Source organism: Buchnera aphidicola (Brachycaudus cardui) (assembly GCF_005081945.1).
Lineage (GTDB): Bacteria > Pseudomonadota > Gammaproteobacteria > Enterobacterales > Enterobacteriaceae > Buchnera > Buchnera aphidicola_AN.
On record NZ_CP034879.1, the window covers coordinates 543,731 to 568,282 of the forward strand.

Genomic DNA, 24,552 nt, shown 5'->3' on the forward strand with positions numbered 1-24,552 from the left:
CTGGTGTTGTAAGGTTAAGCCTCTCGGGTCATTAGTACTAGTTAGCTCAACATATCACTATGCTTACACACCTAGCCTATCAACGTCGTAGTCTTCAACGTCCCTTCAGTAAACATCTCTGTTTCAGGGAAGATTAATCTTGGGGCAAGTTTCGTGCTTATATGCGTTCAGCGCTTATCTTTTCCGCATTTAGCTACCGGGCAATGCCATTGGCATGACAACCCGAACACCAGTGATGCGTCCACTTCGGTCCTCTCGTACTAGAAGCAGCTCCCCTCAATCTTCCAGCGCCCACGGCAGATAGGGACCGAACTGTCTCACGACGTTCTAAACCCAGCTCGCGTACCACTTTAAATGGCGAACAGCCATACCCTTGGGACCTGCTTCAGCCCCAGGATGTGATGAGCCGACATCGAGGTGCCAAACACCGCCGTCGATATGAACTCTTGGGCGGTATCAGCCTGTTATCCCCGGAGTACCTTTTATCCGTTGAGCGATGGCCCTTCCATTCAGAACCACCGGATCACTAAGACCTGCTTTCGCACCTGCTCGCGTTATCACGCTCACAGTCAAACTGGCTTATGCCTTTGCACTAACCTCACGATGTCCGACCGTGATTAGCCAATCTTCGTACTCCTCCGTTACTCTTTGGGAGGAGACCGCCCCAGTCAAACTACCCACCAGACACTGTCTCTGTACCGGATTACGGCACTAGGTTAGAATACCGAATTTTAAAGGGTGGTATTTCAAGTTTGGCTCCATTAAAACTAGCGATTTAATTTCATAGCCTCCCACCTATCCTACACATTAAAATTTAGAATTCAGTGTCAAGCTATAGTAAAGGTTCACGGGGTCTTTCCGTCTTGCCGCGGATATACTGCATCTTCACAGCAATTTCAATTTCACTGAGTCCCAGGTGGAGACAGCCTGGCCATCATTACGCCATTCGTGCAGGTCGGAACTTACCCGACAAGGAATTTCGCTACCTTAGGACCGTTATAGTTACGGCCGCCGTTTACCGGGGCTTCAGTCTAGAGCTTTAAGTTTCCTTTGACTCCTTCGATTAACCTTCCGGCACCGGGCAGGCGTCACACCGTATACTTCCACTTTCGTGTTTGCACAGTGCTGTGTTTTTAATAAACAGTTGCAGCCAGCTGGTATCTTCGACTAGTTTCAGCTATAGAAGTAAATTCTTTTACTTAGTACTAGCGTGCCTTCTCCCGAAGTTACGGCACTATTTTGCCTAGTTCCTTCACCTGGGTTCTCTCAAGCGCCTTAGTATTCTCTACTTAACCACCTGTGTCGGTTTAGGGTACGATTTAATTTTACCTGATGCTTAGAGGCTTTTCTTGGAAGCGTGGTATCAGTTACTTCATCACCTTAATGATTCGTCATCATGCCTCAGATTAAAGATAACCGGATTTGCCTAATTATCATACCTACACATTTAAACCAGGATAACCGTCACCTGGATAACTTAACCTTCTTCGTCCCCACTTCGCAGTAATATTAAGCACAGGAATATTAACCTGTTGTCCATCGACTACGCTTTACAGCCTCGCCTTAGGTGTCGGCTTACCCTGCCCCGATTAACGTTGGACAGGAAACCTTGGTTTTTCGGCGAGCAGGTTTTTCACCTGCTTTATCGTTACTCATGTCAGCATTCGCACTTCTGATACCTCCAATATATTTTACAATATATCTTCATTGGCTTACAGAACGCTCCCCTACCCAGCAAAAAATATATTTTTGCTGCCGCAGCTTCGGTGCATAGTTTTAGCCCCGTTACATCTTCCGCGCAGGCCGACTTGACCAGTGAGCTATTACGCTTTCTTTAAATGATGGCTGCTTCTAAGCCAACATCCTGGCTGTTTATGCCTTCCCACATCGTTTCCCACTTAACTATGACTTTGGGACCTTAGCTGGCGGTCTGGGTTGTTTCCCTTTCCACAACGAACGTTAGCACCCGCTGTGTGTCTCCCGTGATAGCATTCTACGGTATTCGGAGTTTGCATCGAGTTGGTAAGCCGGGATGGCCCCCTAGTCGAAACAGTGCTCTACCCCCGTAGATGAATTCACGAGGCGCTACCTAAATAGCTTTCGGGGAGAACCAGCTATCTCCCGGTTTGATTGGCCTTTCACCCCTAGCCATAGGTCATCCGCTGATTTTTCAACATCAGTCGGTTCGGTCCTCCAGTTGGTTTTACCCAACCTTCAACCTGCCCGTGGCTAGATCACCGGGTTTCGGGTCTGTACCCTGCAACTTAACGCCTATTTAGGACTCGGTTTCCCTTCGGCTCCCCTATTTGGTTAACCTTGCTACAGAGTACAAGTCGCTGACCCATTATACAAAAGGTACGCAGTCACAAATTATTTTAAAAATATGCTTCCACTGCTTGTACGTACACGGTTTCAGGTTCTATTTCACTCCCCTCGCCGGGGTTCTTTTCGCCTTTCCCTTACGGTACTAGTTCACTATCGGTCAGTCAGGAGTATTTAGCCTTGGAGGATGGTCCCCCCATATTCAAACAGGATTTCTCGTGTCCCGCTCTACTTTTCGAACTCACAATAATAAATTATTTCGTATACTGGGCTATCACCTTGTATCGCTGATTTTTCCAAATCATTCTACTGTAATTTAAATTGATTATAGTTCTGGGCTGTTCCCCTTTCGCTCGCCACTACTAAGGGAATCTCGGTTGATTTCTTTTCCTCAAGGTACTTAGATGTTTCAGTTCCCTTGGTTTGCTTTATTAACTTATTTAATTCAGTTAATAATGATGCATTAAACTGCATCGGGTTTCCCCATTCGGATATCGACGGTTATTACGCTTCATATCAGCTTGCCGACGCTTTTCGCAGATTTGCACGTCCTTCATCGCCTCTGACTGCCAAGGCATTCACCATGTACGCTTATTTGCTTAACCTTACAACCCACAGGTGTTTTTTAAAAAAATAAGTTATTTATGCTTGTTTTCCGAATTTTTAAAGAGCTTTATAGTAATTAAAAATACAATGTTACTTTAAGTTATCTTGAGAATATCACAATAATTTAAATTAGTATATATTATTTTTTAAATAATTTTTTTATTTATCGTCCCCTAGGGGATTTGAACCCCTGTTGCCGCCGTGAAAGGGCGATGTCCTAGACCTCTAGACGAAGGGGACTATATATAAAAAAATTTTTTTATTTTTTTAAAACTACTATTTTTTTAAAGACTAATATAAATAATACAGATCGAAAAAAAAGAGTCAAGTATTTTCTTTATTATCTTCACTATTAGTTAAAATATTAGAGTATTTATAAAAAAATATTTTTATATTTAATAATTTTTATTTAAAAGATTAATAATATAATCTGTTTCTGGAAACTGATTATGCCATAAAAAAAAAGAATGAGAAGCTTGAAAAACTAACATTCCGATGCCATTAGAAACAGATTTATATCCTTTTTTAATACACCAATTGATAAAAGGTGTATTATCAAATTGATAATTCATATCATAAAAACAAGTATGAGAAGAAATACAAGATAAAGGAAAAAAATCTTCTTTTTTTTCAATATTTTTAGATGTAGCATTAATAACTAAGTCAAATTTTTTAGTACTTGATAAACATGGATCAAAAACATTTACTTTTCCATATTTATTAAATTGTGTAACTAATTTTTGAGCATTTAATGAAGTTCTATTCAAAATAAATATTGAACATCCAAAAGATAAAAGAGGAAAAATAACACCTTTAGCAGCACCACCAGCACCGAGTATAAGTATTGAATATTGTTTTTTTATAAAATTTAATCTTATTAAATCAGATAATAATCCAATTCCATCAGTATTATCGCCTAAAATACATTCATTATTTACTTTTTTTAATGTATTGACAGATTGAGCAATTTTTGCTCTTTCTGTTAATTGATGAGATAAAGAAAAAGCTTCTTCTTTAAATGGAGCAGTAATATTTGCTCCAAGTCCATCTTTTTGAAAAAAATCAGATAAAGAAAAATTAAAATTACTTAATAGTACATTATAAGATGTATAAGTATGAAGTAAACCTGTTTGTTTTGAAAAAAAATTATGAATTTGAGGAGATTTGCTATGATCTACAGGGTTACCAAATAAAGCATAATTAAATTTTTTATTTTTAAACATTTCGGATTAACTTTCCATTAATAATATTAATAATCTGAGAAGGATTTTTTTCGCTACCTATCTTTCCATTTAATAGTGGAAAATCTTTTCCAAAATTTTTAAAAAGTTCTTCACGAGTCACACACGGATATTTCTTGGTAATATTAGCACTGGTAGATATTAGCGCTTTTCCAAAAGAATTACATAATTTTATTATATCTACATGAGCACTTATTCGTACAGCTACAGTATTAAATTTACCAGTTAACCAATAAGGAGTTCTAGGATGCGCTGGAAGTAAAAATGTAAATGGTCCTGGCCAATGAAAAAAAATTTTTTTTCTTTGATTATGTAATAATTTATTTTCATCAATATACATTTTTATCTGATGAAAATTTGAAGCTACTAATATAAAACCTTTTTCTATACTTCTTTTTTTTAAATCCAATAATTTTTTTACAGCTATTTCGCTATTTGGATCACAACCTAGTCCAAACATAGATTCTGTAGGATATGCAATTACATTTTCACTATTTAACATCTCTATACAATGAAGTAAAGAATCTGAAAAATAAAATTTTTCCATCAATATTTTCTCACCATAAAAAAATTATATTATTTTTTACTAAAATATTTAATGAATAATTTCTTCTTTAAAATTAAATAACAAATTTTCAAGTTTTTGATAAACTGTTTCACATCCAGGAACATTAAATAACACAATTAATATAATCCATTTTAAATCTTCAAGATTTAATTCATTGATGTCTAAATCCATAATTCTTTCAATAATCATTTCACGTGTATCTAATGTTAATATCTCTAATTGTTCTAAAAAAAGTATAAAACCACGACAATCAGCATTTAACTTAAAAGATTCTGCTTCTGTATAAATTCGAATAGAAATTTGTTTTGATAGCGTATTTATAGATGAAATAATATTATTTTTATGAGAAGATAAATTTTTTAACCAGCGTAAAGCATTATAAATATCTCTTTGTTCAAAACCTATATCTGATAAATCATTGGTTAAACTATCATAATCAATAGAAATTTTTGATTTACTGTGTACATAGGTTTCAAACAAATATATTAATATATCAAACATTACGTCCTCAATCACATATTAAAAAATTTAAATATTTAGTAATATATTCTTACATATCACTTTATCATGAGTATGATTAATATATAATATGCAAAATATTATCATATACTGTAAATAAATTTTGATAAATAGCATTTAGCATCGTAAAAAAATTATATTTATTTTAAAATAAAAAAATATAAAAAATAATACTAGTAAACTTTTAATTATAATAAAAAAGTTTATACTAATATATAAAATTCAATAATTTTATATTTAAATAGATATGTCTTTATTAAAAATACTATATTATCCAGATAAACGTTTAAGACTAATTGCGAAACCTATAGATAAAATCAATAAAAGTATAAAAAATATTGCAAATAATATGCTTTATACAATGTATAAAGAAGAAGGAATCGGTTTAGCCGCAACTCAAGTAAATATTCAATTACAAATTATTGTAATTAATAAAATAGAACAACAAAAAACTAATTTAGTATTAATCAATCCTAAAATTATAAAAAAAGAAGGTAATATTAGCATTGAAGAAGGATGCCTATCAATTCCAGATTATCGTGCCTCTGTTCCAAGAGCAAATTATGTCAAAGTTCAAGCTATTAATTTATATGGTGAAAAAATAGAAATAGAAGCAGAATCAATCTTATCTATTTGTATACAGCATGAAATAGATCATCTAAAAGGTAAACTATTTATTGATTATCTATCAAAATTTAAACAAGAAAGACTTAAAAAAAAATTTGAAAAAATAAACAAGAAAAGAAAAATAGTATTTTAATAAAGGAATGAAACAAACTTGAAAAAATTAAAGATTATTTTTGCTGGTACTGCATATTTTTCTGCAGAACATCTAAAAGCATTAATTAGTTCTTCATATAAAGTAATATCAGTAATTACTCAACCAGATTTACCTTCTGGACGAGGACAAAAAATTATTTTTTCTCCTGTTAAAAAAATATCTATTATCAATAAAATTCCTATTTTACAACCTATGAATTTAAATGATAAAATATTTCAAGACAAACTATTGTTATTAAATGCAGACATACTAATCGTAGTATCTTATGGTAAAATAATACCTAAAAAACTTCTTACTATGTTTCCTCAAGGATGTATCAATGTCCACGCTTCATTGTTACCTCGATGGAGAGGAGCTACACCCATTCAGTCAGCAATTTTATACGGTGATAAAAAAACAGGTATCAGCATTATAAAAATGAATGAAAAAATTGATTCTGGAACTATAATAAATCAAAAAGAATGCAATATATCCATAAAAGATACTACTTATAGCTTATCTATTAAATTAATAAAATTTGGAATTCAAGCATTATTAGAAGTCTTAGAAAAAATTAATACTCATACTATTGTTGAAAATAAGCAAAATGAAAAATATGTAGTTTTATCAAAAAAAATATATAAAAAAGATGCATTATTAAATTGGAATATAGAAGCCGAAAAATTAGATCGATTAATACGGGCATTTAATCCATGGCCCATCTCTTATTTTATACTAAAAAACCAGACTATCAAAGTATGGCAAGCCAAAGTAGTTCCTTTTATAAAAACAAATGCCTGCATAGGAGAAATTATCTCATCTAATAGCGATGGTATTCAAATAAATACATCTTATCAAATATTAAATATTGAAAAATTACAATTTCCTGGAAAAAAAATTATGGATGTTAAACAAATTCTTCTTTCAAAAAAAAAATTATTTCAAACTGGTACTATTATATAAAAAACATAATTAATGTATCAGTAGAATTTTGTTATTTTTTTTTAAAAAATATTTTATATAATAGATAAGCAAACGGTATCGTTCCGTTTGCTATATATGAAAACAAACATTATTCTTTCTAATTAAAGATTATATATTTAAATATTTTTAAACATATTTATAAAAAAAGAACTATCAATAATATGTTATTTTTCTATTATTTCCGTTTTTTTATTTTTTTTAACACGATCAACTAATTCTATATAAGCCATTGGAGCTTTATCTCCAGATCGAAATCCACATTTTAAAATACGTGTATAACCTCCTAATCTAGTAAAAAAACTAGGTCCTAATGTTTTAAATAATTTTGCTACTACCTCATTGTTACGAATACGAGAAAATAATAATCTTCTATGTGCGACTGTATCAATTTTAGATAAAGTAATCATTGGTTCAACAATTCGACGTAATTCTTTTGCTTTAGCCAATGTTGTTTTTATAATTTCATGTACAAATAATGAACATGCCATATTTTTTAACATAGCATTTAGATGACTACGATTACGATTTAATTGACGACCACTTTTTCGATGACGCATAAGTTCATTCCTTTTACTAATATAAATATTAAATACAATACACATTATTCATCTATAATACTTGATGGTGGCCAGTTTTCTAATCTCATACCAAGAGATAAACTTCGAGCAGCTAATATATCTTTAATTTCAGTTAAAGATTTCTTTCCTAAATTAGGAGTTTTTAAAAGCTCTACTTCAGTTCTTTGTACTAGATCACCAATATAATGTATTGATTCTGCTTTAAGACAATTAGCAGATCGGACTGTTAATTCTAAATCATCTACTGGACGCAATAAAATTGGTTCAAATTCAGGTTTTTCTTCTTTGATCTCAGGTTCACTCACATCTCTTAAATCAACAAATGCTTCTAATTGTTCTGATAAAATCGTTGCTGCACGTCGAATAGCTTCTTCCGGATCAATTGTACCATTAGTTTCTATTTCAATTATCAACTTATCTAAATCTGTTCTTTGTTCTACACGTGCAGCTTCTACATTATAAGCAATTCGATCTATAGGACTATAACAAGCATCCACTAGTAAACAACCAATTGGCCGAATATCATCTTCTGTATGCACTCTAGCAGCAGCAGGAATATAACCTCTTCCACGTTCTACTTTTATTTTCATTTTTATAGAAGAATGTTTATACGTTAAGTTACAAATTACATGATCTGGTTTAATAATTTCAACATCACCATCATGCATAATATCTGCAGCAGTCACTGAACCAATTCCAGTTTTATGTAATGTGAGAAAAACTTCATCTTTACCATATACTTTTACAGCTAATCCTTTTAAATTCAACAATATTTCTAAAATATCTTCTTGTACACCTTCTTTAGTACTATACTCATGAAGAACTCCATCAATTTCAACTTCGGTAACTGCACATCCAGGCATGGAAGACAGAAGAATTCTACGGAGTGCATTTCCAAGTGTATGGCCAAATCCTCTTTCTAATGGCTCTAAAGTAACTTTAGTATGAGTTTCACTAATTTGCTCAATATCAACTAATCGTGGCTTTAAAAAACCCATAATAGAATTCTGCATATAATCCTCTCTTTGAATAGTAAACTTTACTATTTTGAATAAAGTTCAACAATCAAATGTTCGTTGATTTCTGCAGACAAATCAGAACGTTCAGGAAAACGCTTAAAAAGACCTTCCATTTTATTTAAATCTACTTCCATCCAAATTGGTTTTTCTCTTTGCTCAACTAATTCTAAGGAAGCTTTGATCCGTGATTGACTTTTAGATTTATCTCTAATAGATACACGATCATTAGGAGATATTTGATATGAAGCAATATTAACAACATGATTATTGACTAGAATAGATTTATGATTAATTAATTGTCTTGATTCAGCACGAGTACAACCAAAACCCATACGATAAACTACATTATCTAATCTACTTTCTAATAACAGTAATAAATTTGCTCCAGTATTACCTTTAAAACGAGCTGCCATTTTATAATATCTTTTAAATTGACGCTCTAAAATACCATACAAACGACGTACCTTTTGCTTTTCACGTAATTGAACAGCATAGTCAGACAATCTAGGCTTTCTAATACCATGTTGTCCTGGAGGTTGTTCTAATTTACATTTTGATTCTATTGAACGAAGTCCTGATTTTAAAAATAAATCAGTACCTTCACGTCGACTTAATTTTAATTTCGGACCTAAATATTTTGCCATTTTATTCTCCAGTAGTTCCTAAAAAAATTAAACACGACGTTTTTTAGGAGGACGGCAACCATTATGAGGAATTGGTGTCACATCAGTAATATTTGTAATACGGAAACCAGCAGCATTTAAAGCTCGAATAGTAGACTCTCTACCTGGACCAGGACCTTTAACCATAACTTCTAAGTTTTTTATACCATAATCTTTTACTATTTCTGCACAACGTTCAGCAGCAATTTGAGCAGCAAAAGGAGTTGATTTTCGAGATCCTCTAAAACCAGAACCACCAGAAGTCGCCCAACCCAAAGCATTACCTTGTCTATCTGTAATAGTTACAATAGTATTATTAAAAGATGCATGAACATGCGCTATACCATCTAAAATTTGTTTTTTTACACGTTTACGTGTGCGAACTACTGAATTTTTTGCCATAATTACACTTACCTAAATTATTTTTTTATTGGTTTTCGAGGACCTTTACAAGTTCTAGCGTTAGTTTTAGTTCTCTGTCCATGTACAGGAAGGTTTCTACGATGACGCAAACCACGATAACAACTTAAATCAATCAAACGTTTAATATTTAACGTTCTTTCTCTTCTTAAATCACCTTCGATAACATATTTTGCAACATTTATTCTTAATAATTCAATTTGTTCTTCATTTAAATCAGTAATTTTAGAACTTTCAGAAATATTAGTAAGAATACAAATTAATTTAGAACGTTTTCTACCAATTCCATATATTGAAGTTAATGCAATTACGGTATGTTTGTTTTCAGGAATATTAATACCTGCAATACGTGCCATATTATCAATCCTATTTAAATACTATAAATAAATTTACAAATCTAAAAACATGCATTAAGTATACTGAAAAAATAATATTATCAAGTTTTTATATAATTTATATAAATATTAGCCTTGACGCTGTTTATGTTTAGGATCACTACTACAAATTACTCTTATAACATTATTTCTTCGTATTATTTTACAGTTTCGACAAAGTATTTTTACAGAAGCTTGTACTTTCACTTTTTTCCCTTAATATTATATTATAACTTATTAGCTATTTTAATTTAGATTAGCTTTTTTTAACATAGAGTCATATTGACTAGACATTATTAATGTTTGAATTTGAGCAATAAAATCTATAACAACAACGACAACAATCAATAGCGAAGTTCCACCAAAATAAAAAGGCACATTCATGGCACTTCTCATAAATTCAGGCATCAAACAAATAAATGTAATATACAAAGAACCTACTAATGTCAATCTTAACATGATTTTATTAATATATTTTGCTGTCTGTTCACCAGGTCTTATGCCGGAAATAAACGCACCTGATTTTTTTAAATTATCAGCTGTTTCACGAGAATTAAACACTAGTCCTGTATAAAAAAAACAAAAAAATATTATCGCTGATATATATAAAATTAAATACAATGGTTGATTCGGTTGCAAATAAAATGATACATTTTTTAACCATGTATAATTATGACTAATTTTTAACCAAGATATAATCGTTGCAGGGAAAAGAACTATACTAGAAGCAAAAATAGCTGGTATTACACCAGACATATTTATTTTTAAAGGTAAATGAGTACTTTGAGCAGCATAAATACGACGACCTTGTTGACGTTGTGCATAATGTACAGTAATTTTTCTTTGACCTCTTTCAACAAAAATAACAAGAAAAATAACTAAAAACATTAACACTAAAATAAATAAAAACGATAAAATATGCAAATTACCTTGTCTAGTTTGTTCAATAGTATTCCCAATCGCTGATGGCAATCCCGCTATTATTCCTATAAAAATAATAATTGAAATACCATTACCAATTCCACACTCTGTAATTAATTCTCCCAACCACATTAAAAAAATAGTACTAGATACTAAACTAACAACTGCTGTCAAATAAAAACAAAAATCAGCATTTACTATAATAGTATGAACTCCTGTTATATTAGGAAGACTAGTAGCAATACCAATAGATTGAATAATAGCTAGTATTAAAGTAGCATATCTAGTGTATTGATTTATTTTATAACGTCCTGATTCACCTTCTTTCTTTATTTCTGATAAAGTGGGATGAACTAATGTTAATAATTGAATAATAATAGAAGCTGATATATACGGCATAATACCTAGAGAAAAAATAGAAGCACGACTTAACGCACCACCAGAAAACATATTAAACATATCAACAATAGTACCTTTCTGGTCATTTAATATTTTTGATAAAATTGTAGTATCAATACCAGGAATTGGAATAAAAGAGCCAATACGAAAAACAATTAAAGCTATAATGACAAAAATCACTCTTTGTTTTAACTCACTAACACTTTTTGTACTATTTTTTATATTTGATTCTAATTTCTTTACCATTATTTATCGTTTATCCTTCAATGCTACCACCAACGTTTTCAATTTTAGCACGAGCCCCCTTAGTTACAAGTAAACCTCGTATTTTTAAAGCTACTGTTAATTCCCCTGAAAGAATTATTTTGACTTTTTGAATATTTTTTTTAATAATATTTTCTTTTTTTAATATATTTATATCAATAATATTAGTAGATAAATTTGATATATTTGATAAACGCACTTCTGTGGTTATATTCTTTTTTCGAGAATTAAATCCAAATTTAGGTAGCCTTCTATATAAAGGCATTTGACCACCTTCAAAACCACGACGAATACTACTTCCTGATCTAGATTTTTGACCTTTATGACCGCGTCCTGATGTTTTTCCAAAACCTGAACCGATACCACGACCTAATCTTTTACGATTCTGACGAGCTCCAACAGCTGGAGCAAGAGTATTTAAATACATATTTTTATTCCTCTTGTACTTTTAAAATATAAGAAATTTTTTTTATCATACCTTGAATTGCTGAGGTATTTTCACGTATTACAGTATGTCCAATATAACGTAATCCAAGTCCAATTAATGTTTTTTTATGTCTTGGTATTCTTCCTATGGCGCTTTTTATTTGAGTAATTTTTATCTTTTTCATTAGATACAATTTATCCTAATATATCTTCAATACGTTTGTTTCTTTTAGCAGCTATCATTTCTGGAGATTTCATATTAACTAAGCCATTCATAGTAGCTCTCACTACATTAATAGGATTAGTAGAACCGTAAGTTTTAGCTAATACGTTATGTATACCTGCTACTTCTAACACCGCACGCATCGCTCCTCCTGCAATAATTCCAGTTCCGTCAGATGCGGGCTTCATAAAAACATTTGATCCAGTATGAGAACCTTTTAATGAATGTTGTAAAGTTTTATTCACTAATGGTATAGTAATCATATTACGTCTAGCTTTTTCCATGGCTTTTTGAATAGCAGAAGGTACTTCACGTGCTTTACCATATCCAAAACCAACTCGACCGTCTCCATTTCCAACTACAGTTAATGCTGTAAAAGAAAATATACGACCACCTTTAACCGTTTTTGAAACACGATTTACTGTAATTAATTTTTCTTGTAAATCACTATTATTTTTTTTTTCAATATTAGCCATACTATTATTTTTCACCTTAAAACTTAAGTCCACTTTCACGTGCAGATTCTGCTAAAACTTGTATACGACCATGATATTTAAAACCAGATCGATCAAAAGAAACATGATATATTCCTTTTAATAAAGCTCGTTCTGCGATAATTTTGCCTATTATTTGAGCTGCTTCTTTATTGCCTGTATATTTTAAATTAACACTTATATTTTTTTCTAAAGTTGAAGCAAATACTAAGACCTTAGATTCTAAAGAAGAAATTATTTGAGCGTATATATGACGTGAAGTTCGATGCACTACTAATCTAACAGCCATTAAATCTTTGATTTTACGACGTGTTTTCATAGAACGACGTATACGAGAAGTTATTTTATTTTTTCTAGAAAAAGTCATGTTATTTCTTTTTTGCCTCTTTCATACGTACAACTTCATCTGAATAGCGAATACCTTTGCCTTTATAAGGTTCTGGTATACGATAAGAACGTAAATTTGCAGCAATTTGACCAACTAATTGTTTATCTATTCCTTGAATGATAATTTCTGTTGGAGATGGGTTTTCTACATTAATGTTTTTAGGTAACAAGTATGTAATAGCATGAGAATAACCTAATGACATATTAATAATATTACCTTTTGTAATTGAAACACGATATCCTACTCCAGAAAAATATAGTTTTTTACTAAATTTTTTAGACACACCAATAATCATAGAATTTATAAGAGCTCTTGCAGTTCCAGCTTGTGCCCAAGCATCAGAAAAAGATAAACGTGGTGAAAAAATTATTTGATTATTTAAATATGTCATTTTAACTGATCGATGAATAGTACGTGAAAGATGTCCATATTTTCCTTTAATAAATATTACCTGTGAATTTAATTCAATATCAATATCAGAAGGAACACAAATAGGACATTTAGCAACACGAGACATTCTTCCTCCAAACTCTGCTCTAAGCTACATAACTTTTCTAAGCTACATAACAAATAACTTCACCGCCAAGACCCTCTTGACGAGCCATACGATCTGTCATAACTCCTTGAGAAGTAGAAATCACTGCTATTCCCAAACCAGCCATCACTTTAGGTAAATTATTCTTATTTTTATATATTCTTAAACTCGGACGACTAACACGTTGAATCATTTCTACTACAGCTTTCCCTTTAAAATATTTTAAAATGATTTGTAAAGTTAATTTTGAATCACCAGTGATATTAAAATCTGTAATATAACCTTCTTTTTTTAACAATTTAACAATTGATTTTTTTAATTTAGAGGAAGGCATTGAAACAGAATATTTATTAGCTGATTGACCATTTCGAATACGAGTTAACATATCTGATATTGAATCTTGCATACTCATTTTTAAACTCCAAAACCTGAAAAATTATATTTTACCAACTGGCTTTTTTTAAACCAGGTATTTCACCTTTCATAGCTGCTTCTCTCACTTTAATACGACTTAATCCAAATTTACGTAAAAAAGCATGCGGTCGACCAGTTTGACGACATCTATTTCTTTGACGTGATGGACTAGAATCACGAGGAAAAGACTGTAGTTTAAGAACAGCATTCCAACGTTCTTCTTCTGAAAGAAGCATATTAGAAATAATATTTTTTAATTCAATACGTTGTCTATAAAATTTATTGGATAACTTTACACGTTTAACTTCTCGTGCCTTCATTGATTGTTTAGCCATTGAATAACCTTGTATTACTTACGAAAAGGAAAATTAAAAGCAGATAATAATAAACGACCTTCATGATCAGATTTAGCAGTAGTAGTTATTGTCACATCTAATCCACGAACTCTATCCACTTTATCATAATCAATCTCAGGAAAAATAATCTGTTCACGAATTCCTAAACTATAATTTCCTTGACCATCAAAAGAATTACTTGATAAACCACGAAAATCACGAATTCTAGGAACTGCAATAATAATTAAACGTTCAAAAAAATCCCATTTTCTCTGACCACGCAATGTAACTTTACAACCAATAGGATAACCTTGTCGAATTTTAAAACCAGCAACAGATTTTCGAGCTTTAGTGATTATTGGTTTTTGTCCAGAAATCGCTGTAAGATCTAAAACAGCGTGATCTAATACTTTTTTATCAGAAGCAGCAGCACCTACACCCATATTTAAGGTGATTTTATCAATTTTAGGCACCTGCATAATAGAACTGTAATTTAATTCAAGCATAAGATTTCTTATTACTTTTAATTTGTAATGATTATACAATGTTGCCATTATATTACTCCAGGCTATTTAATCGTTTTACTATTAGATTTAAAAAATCGAACTTTTTTCCCTTCTTCAAATCTAAAACCAATACGATCTGCTTTCTTAGATTCAGGATTAAAAATAGCAATGTTTGATATCTGAATAGGTGCTTCTTTTTCTAAAATACCACCGTTTTTATTTTGAGACGGCACTGGTTTTTGATGTTTTTTAATTATATTTACACCATTAACAATTGCTTTATACGAAGATAAAATATTTTTAATAATACCTTTTTTTCCTTTATCTTTACCAGTCAATATAATAACTTCATCATTACGACGTAACTTTGATGCCATTTTTTGTATTCCTTGAAAAATTTTTTGTTAAAGAACTTCTGGTGCTAATGAAATAATTTTCATAAATTTTTCTGTTCTCAACTCACGAGTGACAGGTCCAAAAATACGAGTACCTATAGGTTGTTCATTATTATTAAGTACAACACAAGCATTTCTATCGAAACGAATAATAGAACCATCAGATCGTCTTACTCCTTTTTTAGTTCTTACTACTACTGCTTTAAGAACCTCTCCTTTTTTTACTTTACCTCTTGGAATGGCTTCTTTAATTGTAATTTTAATTACATCACCAATACCTGCATAACGACGACGAGAACCACCTAATACTTTAATACACATAGCGGAACGTGCACCAGAATTATCAGCTACATATAAAATTGTTTGCTCTTGAATCATACCTTTCAAACCTCAAATATTATAATTTATAATATCTATATAAAAGGACTAGTGTAAAATAATTTTATTATAACACTGCTTCTCTTTTATAAATAGAAAACATGAGCAGACCTGAGTTTGTTCATGTTTTTAAATAATTGTCAAAAAATAGTTTTTTCAATTATACGAACTAAGACCCAAGACTTTGTTTTAGAAATTGGACGAGATTCTCGAATTTCTATTAAATCGCCCACAGTACATTCATTTTTTTCATCATGAATGTGTAATTTTGTAGTACGTTTAATAAACTTGCCATAAATAGCATGTTTTATAACACGCTCAATAGCAACTACAGCAGATTTTTGCATCTTGTCACTTATAACTCGACCTTGCAAGGTTCGAATATTTTCCATTATTTTATGATATCCTTTTCAGTTAATAAAGTTTTTACTTGCGCAATATTTCGTCGAACTTTTCGTAATAAATGAGGTTGTTTTAGTTTTCCAGATACAGATTGCATACGAAGATTAAATTGTTCACGTAATAATTGAAAAAGTTCTGTTGTGAGATCTATTTTATTTTTTTGTCGTAGTGCTTTTATAACTTTCATTACATCACCATTTTATTTACAAAAGTAGTTTTAATTGGTAATTTTGCTGCAGCCAACTTAAATGCTTCACGAGACTCTTCTTCAGTAACTCCATCTAATTCATAAAGAATTTTTCCTGGTTGTACTAAAGCAACCCAATATTCAACATTTCCTTTCCCTTTTCCCATTCTAACTTCTAATGGTTTTTGAGTTATAGGTTTATCAGGAAATATACGTATCCACATTTTTCCTTGTCTTTTGATACAACGAGTAATAGCTCTTCTTGCAGATTCTATTTGACGAGCTGTTAAACGTCCTCGACTAGTGGCTTTTAGACCAAAAGCACCAAAATTAACACTAGTACCAGAGGCTAGTCCACGATTGCGACCTTTATGCATTTTGCGAAATTTAGTACGTTTTGGTTGCAACATTGCTAAACTCTCTCTTTCTTACTTACGATTTTTTCGATGTTGTTTTTTTGTTTGAATAGAAGGTTTTTCTAATTGTTCAATTGCAGACATACCACCTAATACTTCACCTTTAAAAATCCATACTTTCACACCTATGACGCCATATGTTGTATGAGCTTCTGAAGTACTATAATCAATATTGGCACGTAGTGTATGTAAAGGTACTCTACCTTCTCTATACCACTCTCTACGAGCTATTTCTGCTCCTCCTAAACGACCGCTTACTTCAACTTTAATACCTTTAGCACCTTGTCGCATCGCATTTTGAACTGATCTTTTCATAGCGCGTCGAAACATTACTCTTCTTTCTAACTGAGAAGTAATGTTATCTGATACAAGCTTTGCATCTAATTCAGGTTTACGTATTTCAGAAATATTTATTTGTACTGGTACTCCAGTGATTTTAGCAATATTAATTCTTAATTTTTCTACATCTTCACCTTTTTTTCCAATAACAATACCAGGTCTTGCTGTATAAATAGTAACTCGAATACTTTTTGCTGGTCTTTCAATAATAATACGAGAAACAGATGCTTTTATTAATGCTTTCATTAAAAATTGACGAACTTTATAGTCACTATCTAAATGATCAGCAAAATCTTTAGTATTAGCAAACCAAACAGAATTCCATTTTTTTATTATTCCTAGTCGCATTCCATTAGGATGTACTTTCTGACCCATTACTATTTCTCCTCAATATTAACGATCAGATACAATCACAGTAATATGACTAGTCCGCTTCAAAATACGATCTGCACGTCCTTTAGCACGTGGCATCATTCTTTTCATTGTTGAACCTTCATTAATAAATATTTTTTTTATTTTTAATTTATCTATGTCAGCACCATCATTATGTTCAGCATTAGCTACAGCTGATTCCACTACTTTTTTTACTAAAGCAGCAGCTTTTTTATTACTATAAGTTAAAATATTTAATGCTTGTGGAACTTTTTTACCACGAACTAAATCTGCAATTAAACGAACTTTTTGTGCAGAAGAACGTGCTTGACGATGATGAGCTACAGTTTCCATGTACTATTCCTCTTTCTTTTTACTTTAACGTTTTTTTACTTTTTTATCAGCAGTATGTCCTCTATAAGTACGAGTTAAAGAAAATTCACCTAACTTGTGACCTACCATTTCTTCTGTAATAAAAACAGGAATATGATAACGACCATTATGAATAGATATAGTTAATCCTACCATGTTCGGGAATATTGTTGAACGTCTTGACCAAGTTTTAATAGGTTTTTTATCATTTGTTTTTACTGATTTTTCTACTTTTTTCAATAAACTTACATCAATAAAAGGACCTTTTTTAAGAGAACGTGGCATAAAGTAATTTTTCTCTCTGCAATTATTTAATACGATGACGTAAAATAAATTTTTCAGTACGTTTATTTTTACGAGTTTTTTTACCTTTTGTTTGTATACCCCATGGAGTAACTGGATGTTTACCAAAATTTCTTCCTTCGCCACCTCCATGAGGATGATCAACAGGATTCATTGCTGTACCACGAACAGTGGGACGTATTCCTATCCAACGAGATGCTCCTGCTTTACCTAATACTTTTAACATATGTTCAGAATTTCCGACTTCACCAATTGTAGCTCTACAATTAGATAGTGTTTTTCTCATTTCACCAGAGCGTAAACGTAAAGTAGCATATTCTTCATCACATGCTACTAATTGTACATAACTACCAGCAGAACGAGCTATTTGACCTCCTTTTCCAGGCCTCATTTCTACATTATGAATTAATGTACCAACTGGAATATTTTTAATAGGTAAGGAATTTCCTATTTTTATAGAAGCATTTATACCAGATACTATTGTATCTCCTATTTTTAAATTTTTAGGAGCTAAAATATAACTTCTTTTACCATCTTTATATAATATTAAAGCAATATTAGAAGAACGATTAGGATCGTATTCAAATCTTTCTACTGTAGCTTCTACAGTATCTTTATTTCTCTTAAAATCTATAATACGATATGCTCTTTTATGTCCACCACCAATATGACGAGTCGTAATTCTACCATTATTATTCCGTCCTCCACTTTTACTTTTTTTTTGTAAAAGTAATGAATATGGTTTTCCTTTATGTAATTCTGAATTAACAACTTTAACGACATGGCGACGACCCGGAGATGTCGGTTTGCATTTAACAATTGCCATTGTGTTGTCCTCCGACTACTCTGTATTACTGATAAAATCTAAGTTATACCCTTTTTTAACCTTAATATAGGCTTTTTTCCAATTGCTTTTATAAATAATACGATTAGATTGACGTTTCTTTTTTCCTTTTATTTTTAATGTTTTTATGCTTTCAACTTCTATATTAAATATTTTTTTTACTGCACATTTTATTTCATATTTAGTAGCATTATTTAAAACTTTCAAAACAACAGTATTAAATTTTTCTATAGATATAGATGCTTTTTCAGATATATGTGGAGAAAGTAGTATTTTGAATAAACGTTCTTCAGAAATCATGAAAGTATTTCCTCTACTTTTTTGACTGCTTCAACCGTAATAACAACATTCTCAAAAGCAATTAAACTAACAGGATCTATTGATCGTACATCTTTTACATCTACCGAATATAGATTTCTAGATGCAAGCAATAAATTATTATCTACTTGATCTGTAATAATAAGAACATTTTTCAAATCTATATCCTGTAATTTTTTTACTAAAAGTTTTGTTTTAGGTGCATTTAATGAAAAATCTTTAAAAATTATTAATCTTTTTTGCCGTATTAATTCAGAAAAAATACTTTTTAATGCACCACGATACATTTTTTTATTAACTTTCTGACTATATTCTTGCGGTTTTGCAGCAAATGTTACACCACCTGAACGCCAAATCGGACTTCTGAAAGATCCTGCTCTTGCACGACCTGTACCTTTTTGACGCCATGGTTTTCTACCTGATCCAGATACTTCGGCACGACTTTTTTGTGCTCTAGTACCTTGACGGGTAGATGCTGAATAAGCAATAACAACTTGATGAATTAGAGCTTTATTAAAATCACGACCAAAAATGACTTCAGAAACACTAAGAACACTTTGTATGTCTTTAACTACTAATTCCATGCTTTACTCCTCACTGCTCTCAAACCTTAATAGCTGGTTTAACGATAAGATCACTACCGGTGGCACCGGGAACCGCACCTTTTACTAAAAGAAGACTTTTATCTTTATCAAGATGTACTATATTCAAATTTTGTATAGTTACGCGACTATTTCCTAATTGTCCTGCCATTTTTTTTCCTTTAAATACTCTACCTGGAGTTTGATTTTGACCAATAGAACCAGGTACCCTATGAGATAAAGAGTTCCCATGAGTTGCATCTTGAGTATGAAAATTCCAACGTTTGACTGTTCCAGAAAAACCTTTTCCCTTAGAAATACCTGTAACATCAACTTTTTTTATATTATGAAAAATATTAATATTAATTTTTTGACCCACTTGAAAACTTTCATTGGAATCAATTTTAAATTCCCATAAACCACGACCAGGGGTTACGCCTGACTTTAAAAAATGACCTGCTTTTGGCTTTATTAATCTATTTGATTTTTTTATACCAGTAGTTACTTGAACAGCGCAGTAGAGGTCAGTATTCATGTTTTTTACTTGTGTAACTCGATTTTCTTGAAGTTCAATTACTGTAACCGGGATTGAAGATCCTTCTTTAGTAAAAATTCGAGTCATACCTAGTTTTTTACCAACTAAACCAATCATTCTTTTTGATACCTTAATCATGTATATCTAATTAACCTAAACTAATTTGAACATCTACGCCGGCAGCAAGATCTAGACGCATCAGTGCATCAACAGTTTTTTCAGTAGGTTCTACTATATCAATTAAACGCTTATGTGTACGAATTTCATATTGATCACGTGCATCCTTATTTACATGTGGAGAAACTAAAATAGTAAAACGTTCTTTACGAGTTGGAAGAGGAATTGGGCCACGTACTTGTGCACCAGTTCTTTTTGCTGTTTCAACAATTTCTGTAGTTGATTGATCAATTAATCTATGATCAAAAGCTTTTAAACGAATCCGAATTCTTTGGTTCTGCATTAGACCAGAACTCCAATTTATATACATACAGTAAAAATTCGATCTTCTCTCAATGAAATTATTCAAGAGTAGATGTAATTGATAAAAATATATAACTCCTATATTAGGAGTATTTTATAGACAAAATTATAGTCTATTTAAAGAAATTTAAAATTTTTATAATAAATTTTTATCTTTAAAAAAATAAAAATATTGTATATTAAAAAAAAATAACAGCATATTATCTATATAATCAAGAAAAGAGCATTTTATACTCTTTTCTTAATAAACTCAACTATATCAGCATAAAAAATATATTTTAAACATAGAATTATTAAATTAAAACTTTAGAAACTACACCAGCTCCAACAGTACGTCCTCCTTCACGTATAGCAAATCGCAATCCATCAGCCATAGCAATAGGATTAATTAAAGTAACAGTCATTTTAATATTATCTCCTGGCATAACCATTTCAACACCCTCAGGTAATTCAATGGAACCGGTTACATCAGTAGTTCTAAAATAAAACTGAGGACGATATCCCTTAAAAAATGGAGTATGACGCCCACCTTCTTCTTTGGATAAAACATAAACTTCAGACTCAAATGTTGTATGTGGATGAATGCTACCTGGTTTTGCTAAAACTTGACCTCTTTCAATTTCATCGCGTTTTGTACCACGAAGTAACACACCTACATTTTCTCCAGCACGACCTTCATCTAACAGTTTTCTAAACATTTCTACGCCTGTACAAGTGGTTTTAGTTGTTTTTTTTATGCCTACAATCTCCACTTCTTCACCCACTTTAATTATCCCTTTTTCTACGCGTCCTGTTACCACTGTACCTCTTCCTGATATAGAGAAAACATCTTCTATAGGTAGTAAAAAAGGTTGATCTACTGCTCGTTTCGGTTCAGGAATATAACTGTCTAAAAACTTAGATAAATCAATAATTTTTGACTCCCATTCAGGATCTCCTTCTAACGCTTTTAGAGCTGAACCACGAATAATAGGAGTATCGTCTCCAGGAAAATCGTATTGTGTCAATAAATCACGCACTTCCATTTCTACTAATTCAAGTAATTCTTCATCATCTACCATATCACATTTATTAAGAAAGACAACAATATAAGGAACTCCGACTTGTCTACCAAGTAAAATATGCTCTCGTGTTTGTGGCATCGGACCATCAGTTGCTGCAACAACTAGAATAGCACCATCCATTTGAGCAGCACCAGTAATCATGTTTTTTATATAATCAGCATGACCTGGACAGTCTACATGAGCATAATGCCTGAATTCAGTATCATATTCTACATGAGAAGTATTAATTGTAATACCTCTTGCTTTTTCTTCCGGTGCATTATCAATTTGATCAAAAGCACGTGCAGAACCACCATATTGCTTTGATAGAACAGTTGTAATAGCTGCAGTTAAAGTTGTTTTTCCATGATCTACATGACCAATCGTTCCTACGTTTATATGAGGTTTTAAACGTTTAAATCTTTCTTTAGACATTATTTTATTCCTTAGATAATATATTTTTTATTAATCAAAAATATTGTATACACTATAGAAAAAAACTTCTACTTTTCTCTTCTTTCAATAATAGCACTAGAAATATTAGATGGTGCTTCTACATATTTTAAAAATTCCATAGAATAAGATGCTCTACCTTGTGTTTGAGAGCGTAAATCAGTAGCATATCCAAACATTTCAGATAAAGGCACAGATGCACTAATAATTTTACCAATTGATAAATCTTGCATACCCTCAATCATACCTCTTCTACGATTTAAGTCGCCTATAACATCTCCCATATAATCATCTGGAGTTTCTACTTCTACTTTCATAATTGGTTCCAACAAAACTGGTTGTGCTTTTTTAAAACCTTTTTTAAATGCTATGGAAGCAGCTAATTTAAAGGCTAATTCTGATGAATCAACATCATGATAAGAACCAAAATACAGTCGTATACCAATGTCTACAACAGGATAACCAGCTAACGGGCCATATTTTAATTGCTCTTGAATTCCTTTATCAATCGCTGAAATATATTCATTAGGTATCACTCCTCCTTTGATGTCATTGATAAATACATATCCTTTTCCTCCTGGATCTAATGGAAATAACTCTATCACAACATGACCGTATTGACCTCTACCCCCTGATTGCTTGATATGCTTTCCTTCAATATTTTCTACTTTATGCAAAATAGTTTCACGATATGCAACCTGAGGTTTTCCAACATTAGCATCTACACTAAATTCTCGCTTCATTCGATCAATAATAATTTCTAAATGTAATTCTCCCATCCCAGAAATTATTGTTTGATTAGATTCTTGATCAGTTTTAACTCGAAAAGATGGATCTTCTTTTGCTAAACGACTTAAAGCTAATCCCATTTTTTCCTGATCAATTTTAGTTTTAGGCTCTACAGAAATTGAGATTACTGGCTCTGGAAACTCCATGCGCTCCAATATAATTGGTTGGTTTAGATCACATAAAGTATCACCAGTAGTAACATCTTTTAATCCAATAGCTGCAGCTATATCACCTGCATATACTTCTTTAATTTCCTCTCTTTTATTAGCATGCATTTGAACAATTCTACCAAATCTCTCTCTTTGAGATTTCACTGAATTAAATACAGTATCCCCAGATTTTACTACTCCAGAATATACACGGAAAAAAGTCAAATTTCCTACAAAAGGATCGTTAGCAATTTTAAAAGCTAAAGCCGAAAAAGGAGCTGTATCATTTGAAGTTCGAATAACAGGAGTATTTACATTATTATTTACAATACCTTTGATATCTTGAATATCATCAGGAGCTGGTAAATATTCAATTATTGCATCTAATAATGCTTGAACTCCTTTATTTTTAAATGCAGAACCACAAGTAATTAAAACAATTTCATCATTTAATGCACGTTTTCGTAATGCAGATTTAATTTCATTTTCAGATAGCTCAATCCCATTTAAATATTTTTCTAAAAGGTCTTCATTTGACTCAACTGCAGATTCAATTAAATTTTGGTGCCATTTTTCTGCTAATGCAATCATTTTGGTAGGAATTTCATTATAAGTAAATGTTAAACCTTGATCAGATTCTGTCCAATGAATAGCTTTCATTTTAATCAAATCTATAATTCCAACAAATTTATCCTCTGCACCAATAGCTAAATGTAACGGAACAGGATTCGCACCTAAACGTGTTTTAATTTGTTCAACTACTTTTAAAAAATTTGCCCCCATACGATCCATTTTATTTACAAACGCTATACGAGGAACATTATATTTATTTGCTTGACGCCATACAGTTTCTGATTGAGGTTGTACACCTCCCACTGCACAATAAACCATAACAGCACCATCTAAAACACGCATAGAACGTTCAACTTCTATAGTAAAATCTACATGTCCCGGTGTATCAATAATATTAATTCTATGAGGTTTAAATTGCTTAGCCATACCACTCCAAAAAGTAGTAGTAGCTGCTGATGTAATAGTAATTCCTCTTTCTTGTTCTTGTTCCATCCAATCCATAGTAGCAGCGCCATCATGAACTTCACCTATCTTATGATTAATTCCTGTATAAAATAAGATCCTTTCAGTCGTAGTTGTTTTCCCTGCATCTATATGAGCACTAATACCAATATTACGATAGCGAGAAATAGGCGTTGTACGAGACATTATCTTTCTCTTGTATT

At 31.5% G+C, this 24,552-nt stretch carries 35 protein-coding genes, 1 tRNA gene and 1 rRNA gene; 2 read left to right on the top strand and 35 right to left on the bottom strand.

What is annotated here, in order from left to right:
* Nucleotides 1–10: 10 nt before the first annotated feature.
* The 5 genes from D9V67_RS02540 to D9V67_RS02560 form a co-directional block, all read right to left on the bottom strand.
* Nucleotides 11–2,927: ribosomal RNA gene (locus D9V67_RS02540) — 23S ribosomal RNA — on the bottom strand.
* A 168-nt stretch (nucleotides 2,928–3,095) separates the two neighbouring features.
* Nucleotides 3,096–3,168: transfer RNA gene (locus tag D9V67_RS02545), tRNA-Glu, on the bottom strand.
* A 155-nt stretch (nucleotides 3,169–3,323) separates the two neighbouring features.
* Entirely contained in the window at nucleotides 3,324–4,151 is an 828-nt protein-coding gene (gene aroE, locus D9V67_RS02550; RefSeq protein WP_158359820.1) for a shikimate dehydrogenase, read from the bottom strand.
* Nucleotides 4,144–4,671 (bottom strand): Sua5/YciO/YrdC/YwlC family protein, encoded by a 528-nt coding sequence (locus tag D9V67_RS02555; protein WP_158360100.1) that lies wholly within the window; start codon nucleotides 4,669–4,671, stop codon nucleotides 4,144–4,146. Before D9V67_RS02555 ends, aroE begins: the two co-directional genes overlap by 8 nt.
* Before the next feature lie 93 nt (nucleotides 4,672–4,764).
* Nucleotides 4,765–5,238 (bottom strand): DUF494 family protein, encoded by a 474-nt coding sequence (locus D9V67_RS02560; RefSeq protein WP_158359823.1) that lies wholly within the window; start codon nucleotides 5,236–5,238, stop codon nucleotides 4,765–4,767.
* A 265-nt stretch (nucleotides 5,239–5,503) separates the two neighbouring features.
* Between D9V67_RS02560 and def the strand changes: the two genes are divergently transcribed.
* Nucleotides 5,504–6,016, top strand: a complete 513-nt coding sequence (gene def / locus D9V67_RS02565; protein ID WP_158359825.1) for a peptide deformylase — start codon at nucleotides 5,504–5,506, stop codon at nucleotides 6,014–6,016.
* An 18-nt stretch (nucleotides 6,017–6,034) separates the two neighbouring features.
* On the top strand, nucleotides 6,035–6,979 hold the full coding sequence (fmt, locus tag D9V67_RS02570; protein WP_158359827.1) for a methionyl-tRNA formyltransferase: 945 nt from the start codon (nucleotides 6,035–6,037) through the stop codon (nucleotides 6,977–6,979).
* 185 nt (nucleotides 6,980–7,164) lie between these two features.
* Here fmt and rplQ read toward each other — a convergent pair whose 3' ends face one another.
* The 30 genes from rplQ to fusA form a co-directional block, all read right to left on the bottom strand.
* On the bottom strand, nucleotides 7,165–7,557 hold the full coding sequence (gene rplQ, locus D9V67_RS02575; RefSeq protein ID WP_158359829.1) for a 50S ribosomal protein L17: 393 nt from the start codon (nucleotides 7,555–7,557) through the stop codon (nucleotides 7,165–7,167).
* 44 nt (nucleotides 7,558–7,601) lie between these two features.
* The gene (locus D9V67_RS02580) at nucleotides 7,602–8,591 is read right to left on the bottom strand and encodes a DNA-directed RNA polymerase subunit alpha (protein WP_158359831.1); all 990 of its coding nucleotides are present in this window, start codon (nucleotides 8,589–8,591) and stop codon (nucleotides 7,602–7,604) included.
* A 29-nt stretch (nucleotides 8,592–8,620) separates the two neighbouring features.
* Complete coding sequence (gene rpsD, locus D9V67_RS02585) at nucleotides 8,621–9,241, bottom strand: 30S ribosomal protein S4 (RefSeq protein WP_158359833.1); 621 nt, start codon at nucleotides 9,239–9,241, stop codon at nucleotides 8,621–8,623.
* A gap of 27 nt (nucleotides 9,242–9,268) precedes the next feature.
* On the bottom strand, nucleotides 9,269–9,661 hold the full coding sequence (gene rpsK, locus D9V67_RS02590) for a 30S ribosomal protein S11 (RefSeq protein WP_158359835.1): 393 nt from the start codon (nucleotides 9,659–9,661) through the stop codon (nucleotides 9,269–9,271).
* 17 nt (nucleotides 9,662–9,678) lie between these two features.
* On the bottom strand, nucleotides 9,679–10,035 hold the full coding sequence (rpsM, locus tag D9V67_RS02595; RefSeq protein ID WP_158359837.1) for a 30S ribosomal protein S13: 357 nt from the start codon (nucleotides 10,033–10,035) through the stop codon (nucleotides 9,679–9,681).
* Between the two features lie 108 nt (nucleotides 10,036–10,143).
* On the bottom strand, nucleotides 10,144–10,260 hold the full coding sequence (gene rpmJ, locus D9V67_RS02600; RefSeq protein WP_158359839.1) for a 50S ribosomal protein L36: 117 nt from the start codon (nucleotides 10,258–10,260) through the stop codon (nucleotides 10,144–10,146).
* A 39-nt stretch (nucleotides 10,261–10,299) separates the two neighbouring features.
* Complete coding sequence (secY, locus tag D9V67_RS02605) at nucleotides 10,300–11,619, bottom strand: preprotein translocase subunit SecY (RefSeq protein WP_158359841.1); 1,320 nt, start codon at nucleotides 11,617–11,619, stop codon at nucleotides 10,300–10,302.
* Between the two features lie 10 nt (nucleotides 11,620–11,629).
* Nucleotides 11,630–12,064 carry a 50S ribosomal protein L15 gene (gene rplO / locus D9V67_RS02610; protein ID WP_158359843.1) on the bottom strand — a complete coding sequence of 145 codons (435 nt, stop codon included), beginning with the start codon at nucleotides 12,062–12,064 and terminating at the stop codon, nucleotides 11,630–11,632.
* 4 nt (nucleotides 12,065–12,068) lie between these two features.
* On the bottom strand, nucleotides 12,069–12,248 hold the full coding sequence (gene rpmD / locus D9V67_RS02615; protein WP_158359845.1) for a 50S ribosomal protein L30: 180 nt from the start codon (nucleotides 12,246–12,248) through the stop codon (nucleotides 12,069–12,071).
* 10 nt (nucleotides 12,249–12,258) lie between these two features.
* On the bottom strand, nucleotides 12,259–12,762 hold the full coding sequence (gene rpsE / locus D9V67_RS02620) for a 30S ribosomal protein S5 (protein ID WP_158359847.1): 504 nt from the start codon (nucleotides 12,760–12,762) through the stop codon (nucleotides 12,259–12,261).
* A 16-nt stretch (nucleotides 12,763–12,778) separates the two neighbouring features.
* The gene (gene rplR, locus D9V67_RS02625) at nucleotides 12,779–13,147 is read right to left on the bottom strand and encodes a 50S ribosomal protein L18 (protein ID WP_158359848.1); all 369 of its coding nucleotides are present in this window, start codon (nucleotides 13,145–13,147) and stop codon (nucleotides 12,779–12,781) included.
* Nucleotide 13,148: 1 nt separating this feature from the next.
* Nucleotides 13,149–13,685: a 50S ribosomal protein L6 gene (rplF, locus tag D9V67_RS02630; protein ID WP_158359849.1), complete on the bottom strand. Its 537-nt coding sequence runs from the start codon at nucleotides 13,683–13,685 to the stop codon at nucleotides 13,149–13,151.
* Nucleotides 13,686–13,722: 37 nt separating this feature from the next.
* Nucleotides 13,723–14,115: a 30S ribosomal protein S8 gene (rpsH, locus tag D9V67_RS02635; RefSeq protein WP_158359850.1), complete on the bottom strand. Its 393-nt coding sequence runs from the start codon at nucleotides 14,113–14,115 to the stop codon at nucleotides 13,723–13,725.
* Between the two features lie 31 nt (nucleotides 14,116–14,146).
* Nucleotides 14,147–14,452 carry a 30S ribosomal protein S14 gene (gene rpsN / locus D9V67_RS02640; protein ID WP_158359851.1) on the bottom strand — a complete coding sequence of 102 codons (306 nt, stop codon included), beginning with the start codon at nucleotides 14,450–14,452 and terminating at the stop codon, nucleotides 14,147–14,149.
* Between the two features lie 14 nt (nucleotides 14,453–14,466).
* Nucleotides 14,467–15,006: a 50S ribosomal protein L5 gene (gene rplE, locus D9V67_RS02645; protein ID WP_158359854.1), complete on the bottom strand. Its 540-nt coding sequence runs from the start codon at nucleotides 15,004–15,006 to the stop codon at nucleotides 14,467–14,469.
* 14 nt (nucleotides 15,007–15,020) lie between these two features.
* Nucleotides 15,021–15,335, bottom strand: a complete 315-nt coding sequence (gene rplX, locus D9V67_RS02650; RefSeq protein WP_158359856.1) for a 50S ribosomal protein L24 — start codon at nucleotides 15,333–15,335, stop codon at nucleotides 15,021–15,023.
* Between the two features lie 27 nt (nucleotides 15,336–15,362).
* Nucleotides 15,363–15,731, bottom strand: a complete 369-nt coding sequence (gene rplN / locus D9V67_RS02655; RefSeq protein WP_158359858.1) for a 50S ribosomal protein L14 — start codon at nucleotides 15,729–15,731, stop codon at nucleotides 15,363–15,365.
* Nucleotides 15,732–15,871: 140 nt separating this feature from the next.
* Nucleotides 15,872–16,126 carry a 30S ribosomal protein S17 gene (rpsQ, locus tag D9V67_RS02660; RefSeq protein WP_158359860.1) on the bottom strand — a complete coding sequence of 85 codons (255 nt, stop codon included), beginning with the start codon at nucleotides 16,124–16,126 and terminating at the stop codon, nucleotides 15,872–15,874.
* The gene (gene rpmC / locus D9V67_RS02665; protein ID WP_158359862.1) at nucleotides 16,123–16,320 is read right to left on the bottom strand and encodes a 50S ribosomal protein L29; all 198 of its coding nucleotides are present in this window, start codon (nucleotides 16,318–16,320) and stop codon (nucleotides 16,123–16,125) included. Before rpmC ends, rpsQ begins: the two co-directional genes overlap by 4 nt.
* Nucleotides 16,320–16,730 (bottom strand): 50S ribosomal protein L16, encoded by a 411-nt coding sequence (gene rplP, locus D9V67_RS02670; protein ID WP_158359866.1) that lies wholly within the window; start codon nucleotides 16,728–16,730, stop codon nucleotides 16,320–16,322. Before rplP ends, rpmC begins: the two co-directional genes overlap by 1 nt.
* An 18-nt stretch (nucleotides 16,731–16,748) precedes the next feature.
* Nucleotides 16,749–17,450: a 30S ribosomal protein S3 gene (gene rpsC, locus D9V67_RS02675; RefSeq protein ID WP_158359869.1), complete on the bottom strand. Its 702-nt coding sequence runs from the start codon at nucleotides 17,448–17,450 to the stop codon at nucleotides 16,749–16,751.
* Between the two features lie 18 nt (nucleotides 17,451–17,468).
* Nucleotides 17,469–17,801, bottom strand: a complete 333-nt coding sequence (gene rplV, locus D9V67_RS02680) for a 50S ribosomal protein L22 (RefSeq protein ID WP_158359871.1) — start codon at nucleotides 17,799–17,801, stop codon at nucleotides 17,469–17,471.
* Between the two features lie 24 nt (nucleotides 17,802–17,825).
* The gene (gene rpsS, locus D9V67_RS02685; RefSeq protein WP_158359874.1) at nucleotides 17,826–18,104 is read right to left on the bottom strand and encodes a 30S ribosomal protein S19; all 279 of its coding nucleotides are present in this window, start codon (nucleotides 18,102–18,104) and stop codon (nucleotides 17,826–17,828) included.
* A 22-nt stretch (nucleotides 18,105–18,126) separates the two neighbouring features.
* Nucleotides 18,127–18,948, bottom strand: coding sequence for a 50S ribosomal protein L2 (rplB, locus tag D9V67_RS02690; RefSeq protein ID WP_158359876.1), 822 nt, complete (start codon nucleotides 18,946–18,948; stop codon nucleotides 18,127–18,129).
* A gap of 15 nt (nucleotides 18,949–18,963) precedes the next feature.
* Nucleotides 18,964–19,266 (bottom strand): 50S ribosomal protein L23, encoded by a 303-nt coding sequence (rplW, locus tag D9V67_RS02695; RefSeq protein WP_158359879.1) that lies wholly within the window; start codon nucleotides 19,264–19,266, stop codon nucleotides 18,964–18,966.
* On the bottom strand, nucleotides 19,263–19,868 hold the full coding sequence (gene rplD / locus D9V67_RS02700) for a 50S ribosomal protein L4 (protein ID WP_158359882.1): 606 nt from the start codon (nucleotides 19,866–19,868) through the stop codon (nucleotides 19,263–19,265). Before rplD ends, rplW begins: the two co-directional genes overlap by 4 nt.
* Nucleotides 19,869–19,887: 19 nt before the next feature.
* Nucleotides 19,888–20,517, bottom strand: coding sequence for a 50S ribosomal protein L3 (gene rplC, locus D9V67_RS02705; RefSeq protein WP_158360102.1), 630 nt, complete (start codon nucleotides 20,515–20,517; stop codon nucleotides 19,888–19,890).
* 31 nt (nucleotides 20,518–20,548) lie between these two features.
* Nucleotides 20,549–20,860, bottom strand: coding sequence for a 30S ribosomal protein S10 (gene rpsJ / locus D9V67_RS02710; RefSeq protein WP_009874476.1), 312 nt, complete (start codon nucleotides 20,858–20,860; stop codon nucleotides 20,549–20,551).
* A gap of 313 nt (nucleotides 20,861–21,173) precedes the next feature.
* Nucleotides 21,174–22,358 carry an elongation factor Tu gene (gene tuf / locus D9V67_RS02715; protein ID WP_158359884.1) on the bottom strand — a complete coding sequence of 395 codons (1,185 nt, stop codon included), beginning with the start codon at nucleotides 22,356–22,358 and terminating at the stop codon, nucleotides 21,174–21,176.
* Between the two features lie 68 nt (nucleotides 22,359–22,426).
* Nucleotides 22,427–24,535 carry an elongation factor G gene (gene fusA / locus D9V67_RS02720; protein ID WP_158359886.1) on the bottom strand — a complete coding sequence of 703 codons (2,109 nt, stop codon included), beginning with the start codon at nucleotides 24,533–24,535 and terminating at the stop codon, nucleotides 22,427–22,429.
* Nucleotides 24,536–24,552 lie beyond the last annotated feature (17 nt).

Bases quoted from the DNA above. Each gene is read 5' to 3' on its own strand.
- aroE (WP_158359820.1), bottom strand. From the start codon at position 4,151: ATGTTTAAAAATAAAAAATTTAATTATGCTTTATTTGGTAACCCTGTA.
- D9V67_RS02555 (WP_158360100.1), bottom strand. From the start codon at position 4,671: ATGTTAAATAGTGAAAATGTAATTGCATATCCTACAGAATCTATGTTT.
- D9V67_RS02560 (WP_158359823.1), bottom strand. From the start codon at position 5,238: ATGTTTGATATATTAATATATTTGTTTGAAACCTATGTACACAGTAAA.
- def (WP_158359825.1), top strand. From the start codon at position 5,504: ATGTCTTTATTAAAAATACTATATTATCCAGATAAACGTTTAAGACTA.
- rplQ (WP_158359829.1), bottom strand. From the start codon at position 7,557: ATGCGTCATCGAAAAAGTGGTCGTCAATTAAATCGTAATCGTAGTCAT.
- D9V67_RS02580 (WP_158359831.1), bottom strand. From the start codon at position 8,591: ATGCAGAATTCTATTATGGGTTTTTTAAAGCCACGATTAGTTGATATT.
- rpsD (WP_158359833.1), bottom strand. From the start codon at position 9,241: ATGGCAAAATATTTAGGTCCGAAATTAAAATTAAGTCGACGTGAAGGT.
- rpsK (WP_158359835.1), bottom strand. From the start codon at position 9,661: ATGGCAAAAAATTCAGTAGTTCGCACACGTAAACGTGTAAAAAAACAA.
- rpsM (WP_158359837.1), bottom strand. From the start codon at position 10,035: ATGGCACGTATTGCAGGTATTAATATTCCTGAAAACAAACATACCGTA.
- secY (WP_158359841.1), bottom strand. From the start codon at position 11,619: ATGGTAAAGAAATTAGAATCAAATATAAAAAATAGTACAAAAAGTGTT.
- rplO (WP_158359843.1), bottom strand. From the start codon at position 12,064: ATGTATTTAAATACTCTTGCTCCAGCTGTTGGAGCTCGTCAGAATCGT.
- rpmD (WP_158359845.1), bottom strand. From the start codon at position 12,248: ATGAAAAAGATAAAAATTACTCAAATAAAAAGCGCCATAGGAAGAATA.
- rpsE (WP_158359847.1), bottom strand. From the start codon at position 12,762: ATGGCTAATATTGAAAAAAAAAATAATAGTGATTTACAAGAAAAATTA.
- rplR (WP_158359848.1), bottom strand. From the start codon at position 13,147: ATGACTTTTTCTAGAAAAAATAAAATAACTTCTCGTATACGTCGTTCT.
- rplF (WP_158359849.1), bottom strand. From the start codon at position 13,685: ATGTCTCGTGTTGCTAAATGTCCTATTTGTGTTCCTTCTGATATTGAT.
- rpsH (WP_158359850.1), bottom strand. From the start codon at position 14,115: ATGAGTATGCAAGATTCAATATCAGATATGTTAACTCGTATTCGAAAT.
- rpsN (WP_158359851.1), bottom strand. From the start codon at position 14,452: ATGGCTAAACAATCAATGAAGGCACGAGAAGTTAAACGTGTAAAGTTA.
- rplE (WP_158359854.1), bottom strand. From the start codon at position 15,006: ATGGCAACATTGTATAATCATTACAAATTAAAAGTAATAAGAAATCTT.
- rplX (WP_158359856.1), bottom strand. From the start codon at position 15,335: ATGGCATCAAAGTTACGTCGTAATGATGAAGTTATTATATTGACTGGT.
- rplN (WP_158359858.1), bottom strand. From the start codon at position 15,731: ATGATTCAAGAGCAAACAATTTTATATGTAGCTGATAATTCTGGTGCA.
- rpmC (WP_158359862.1), bottom strand. From the start codon at position 16,320: ATGAAAGTTATAAAAGCACTACGACAAAAAAATAAAATAGATCTCACA.
- rplP (WP_158359866.1), bottom strand. From the start codon at position 16,730: ATGTTGCAACCAAAACGTACTAAATTTCGCAAAATGCATAAAGGTCGC.
- rpsC (WP_158359869.1), bottom strand. From the start codon at position 17,450: ATGGGTCAGAAAGTACATCCTAATGGAATGCGACTAGGAATAATAAAA.
- rplV (WP_158359871.1), bottom strand. From the start codon at position 17,801: ATGGAAACTGTAGCTCATCATCGTCAAGCACGTTCTTCTGCACAAAAA.
- rpsS (WP_158359874.1), bottom strand. From the start codon at position 18,104: ATGCCACGTTCTCTTAAAAAAGGTCCTTTTATTGATGTAAGTTTATTG.
- rplB (WP_158359876.1), bottom strand. From the start codon at position 18,948: ATGGCAATTGTTAAATGCAAACCGACATCTCCGGGTCGTCGCCATGTC.
- rplW (WP_158359879.1), bottom strand. From the start codon at position 19,266: ATGATTTCTGAAGAACGTTTATTCAAAATACTACTTTCTCCACATATA.
- rplD (WP_158359882.1), bottom strand. From the start codon at position 19,868: ATGGAATTAGTAGTTAAAGACATACAAAGTGTTCTTAGTGTTTCTGAA.
- rplC (WP_158360102.1), bottom strand. From the start codon at position 20,517: ATGATTGGTTTAGTTGGTAAAAAACTAGGTATGACTCGAATTTTTACT.
- rpsJ (WP_009874476.1), bottom strand. From the start codon at position 20,860: ATGCAGAACCAAAGAATTCGGATTCGTTTAAAAGCTTTTGATCATAGA.
- tuf (WP_158359884.1), bottom strand. From the start codon at position 22,358: ATGTCTAAAGAAAGATTTAAACGTTTAAAACCTCATATAAACGTAGGA.
- fusA (WP_158359886.1), bottom strand. From the start codon at position 24,535: ATGTCTCGTACAACGCCTATTTCTCGCTATCGTAATATTGGTATTAGT.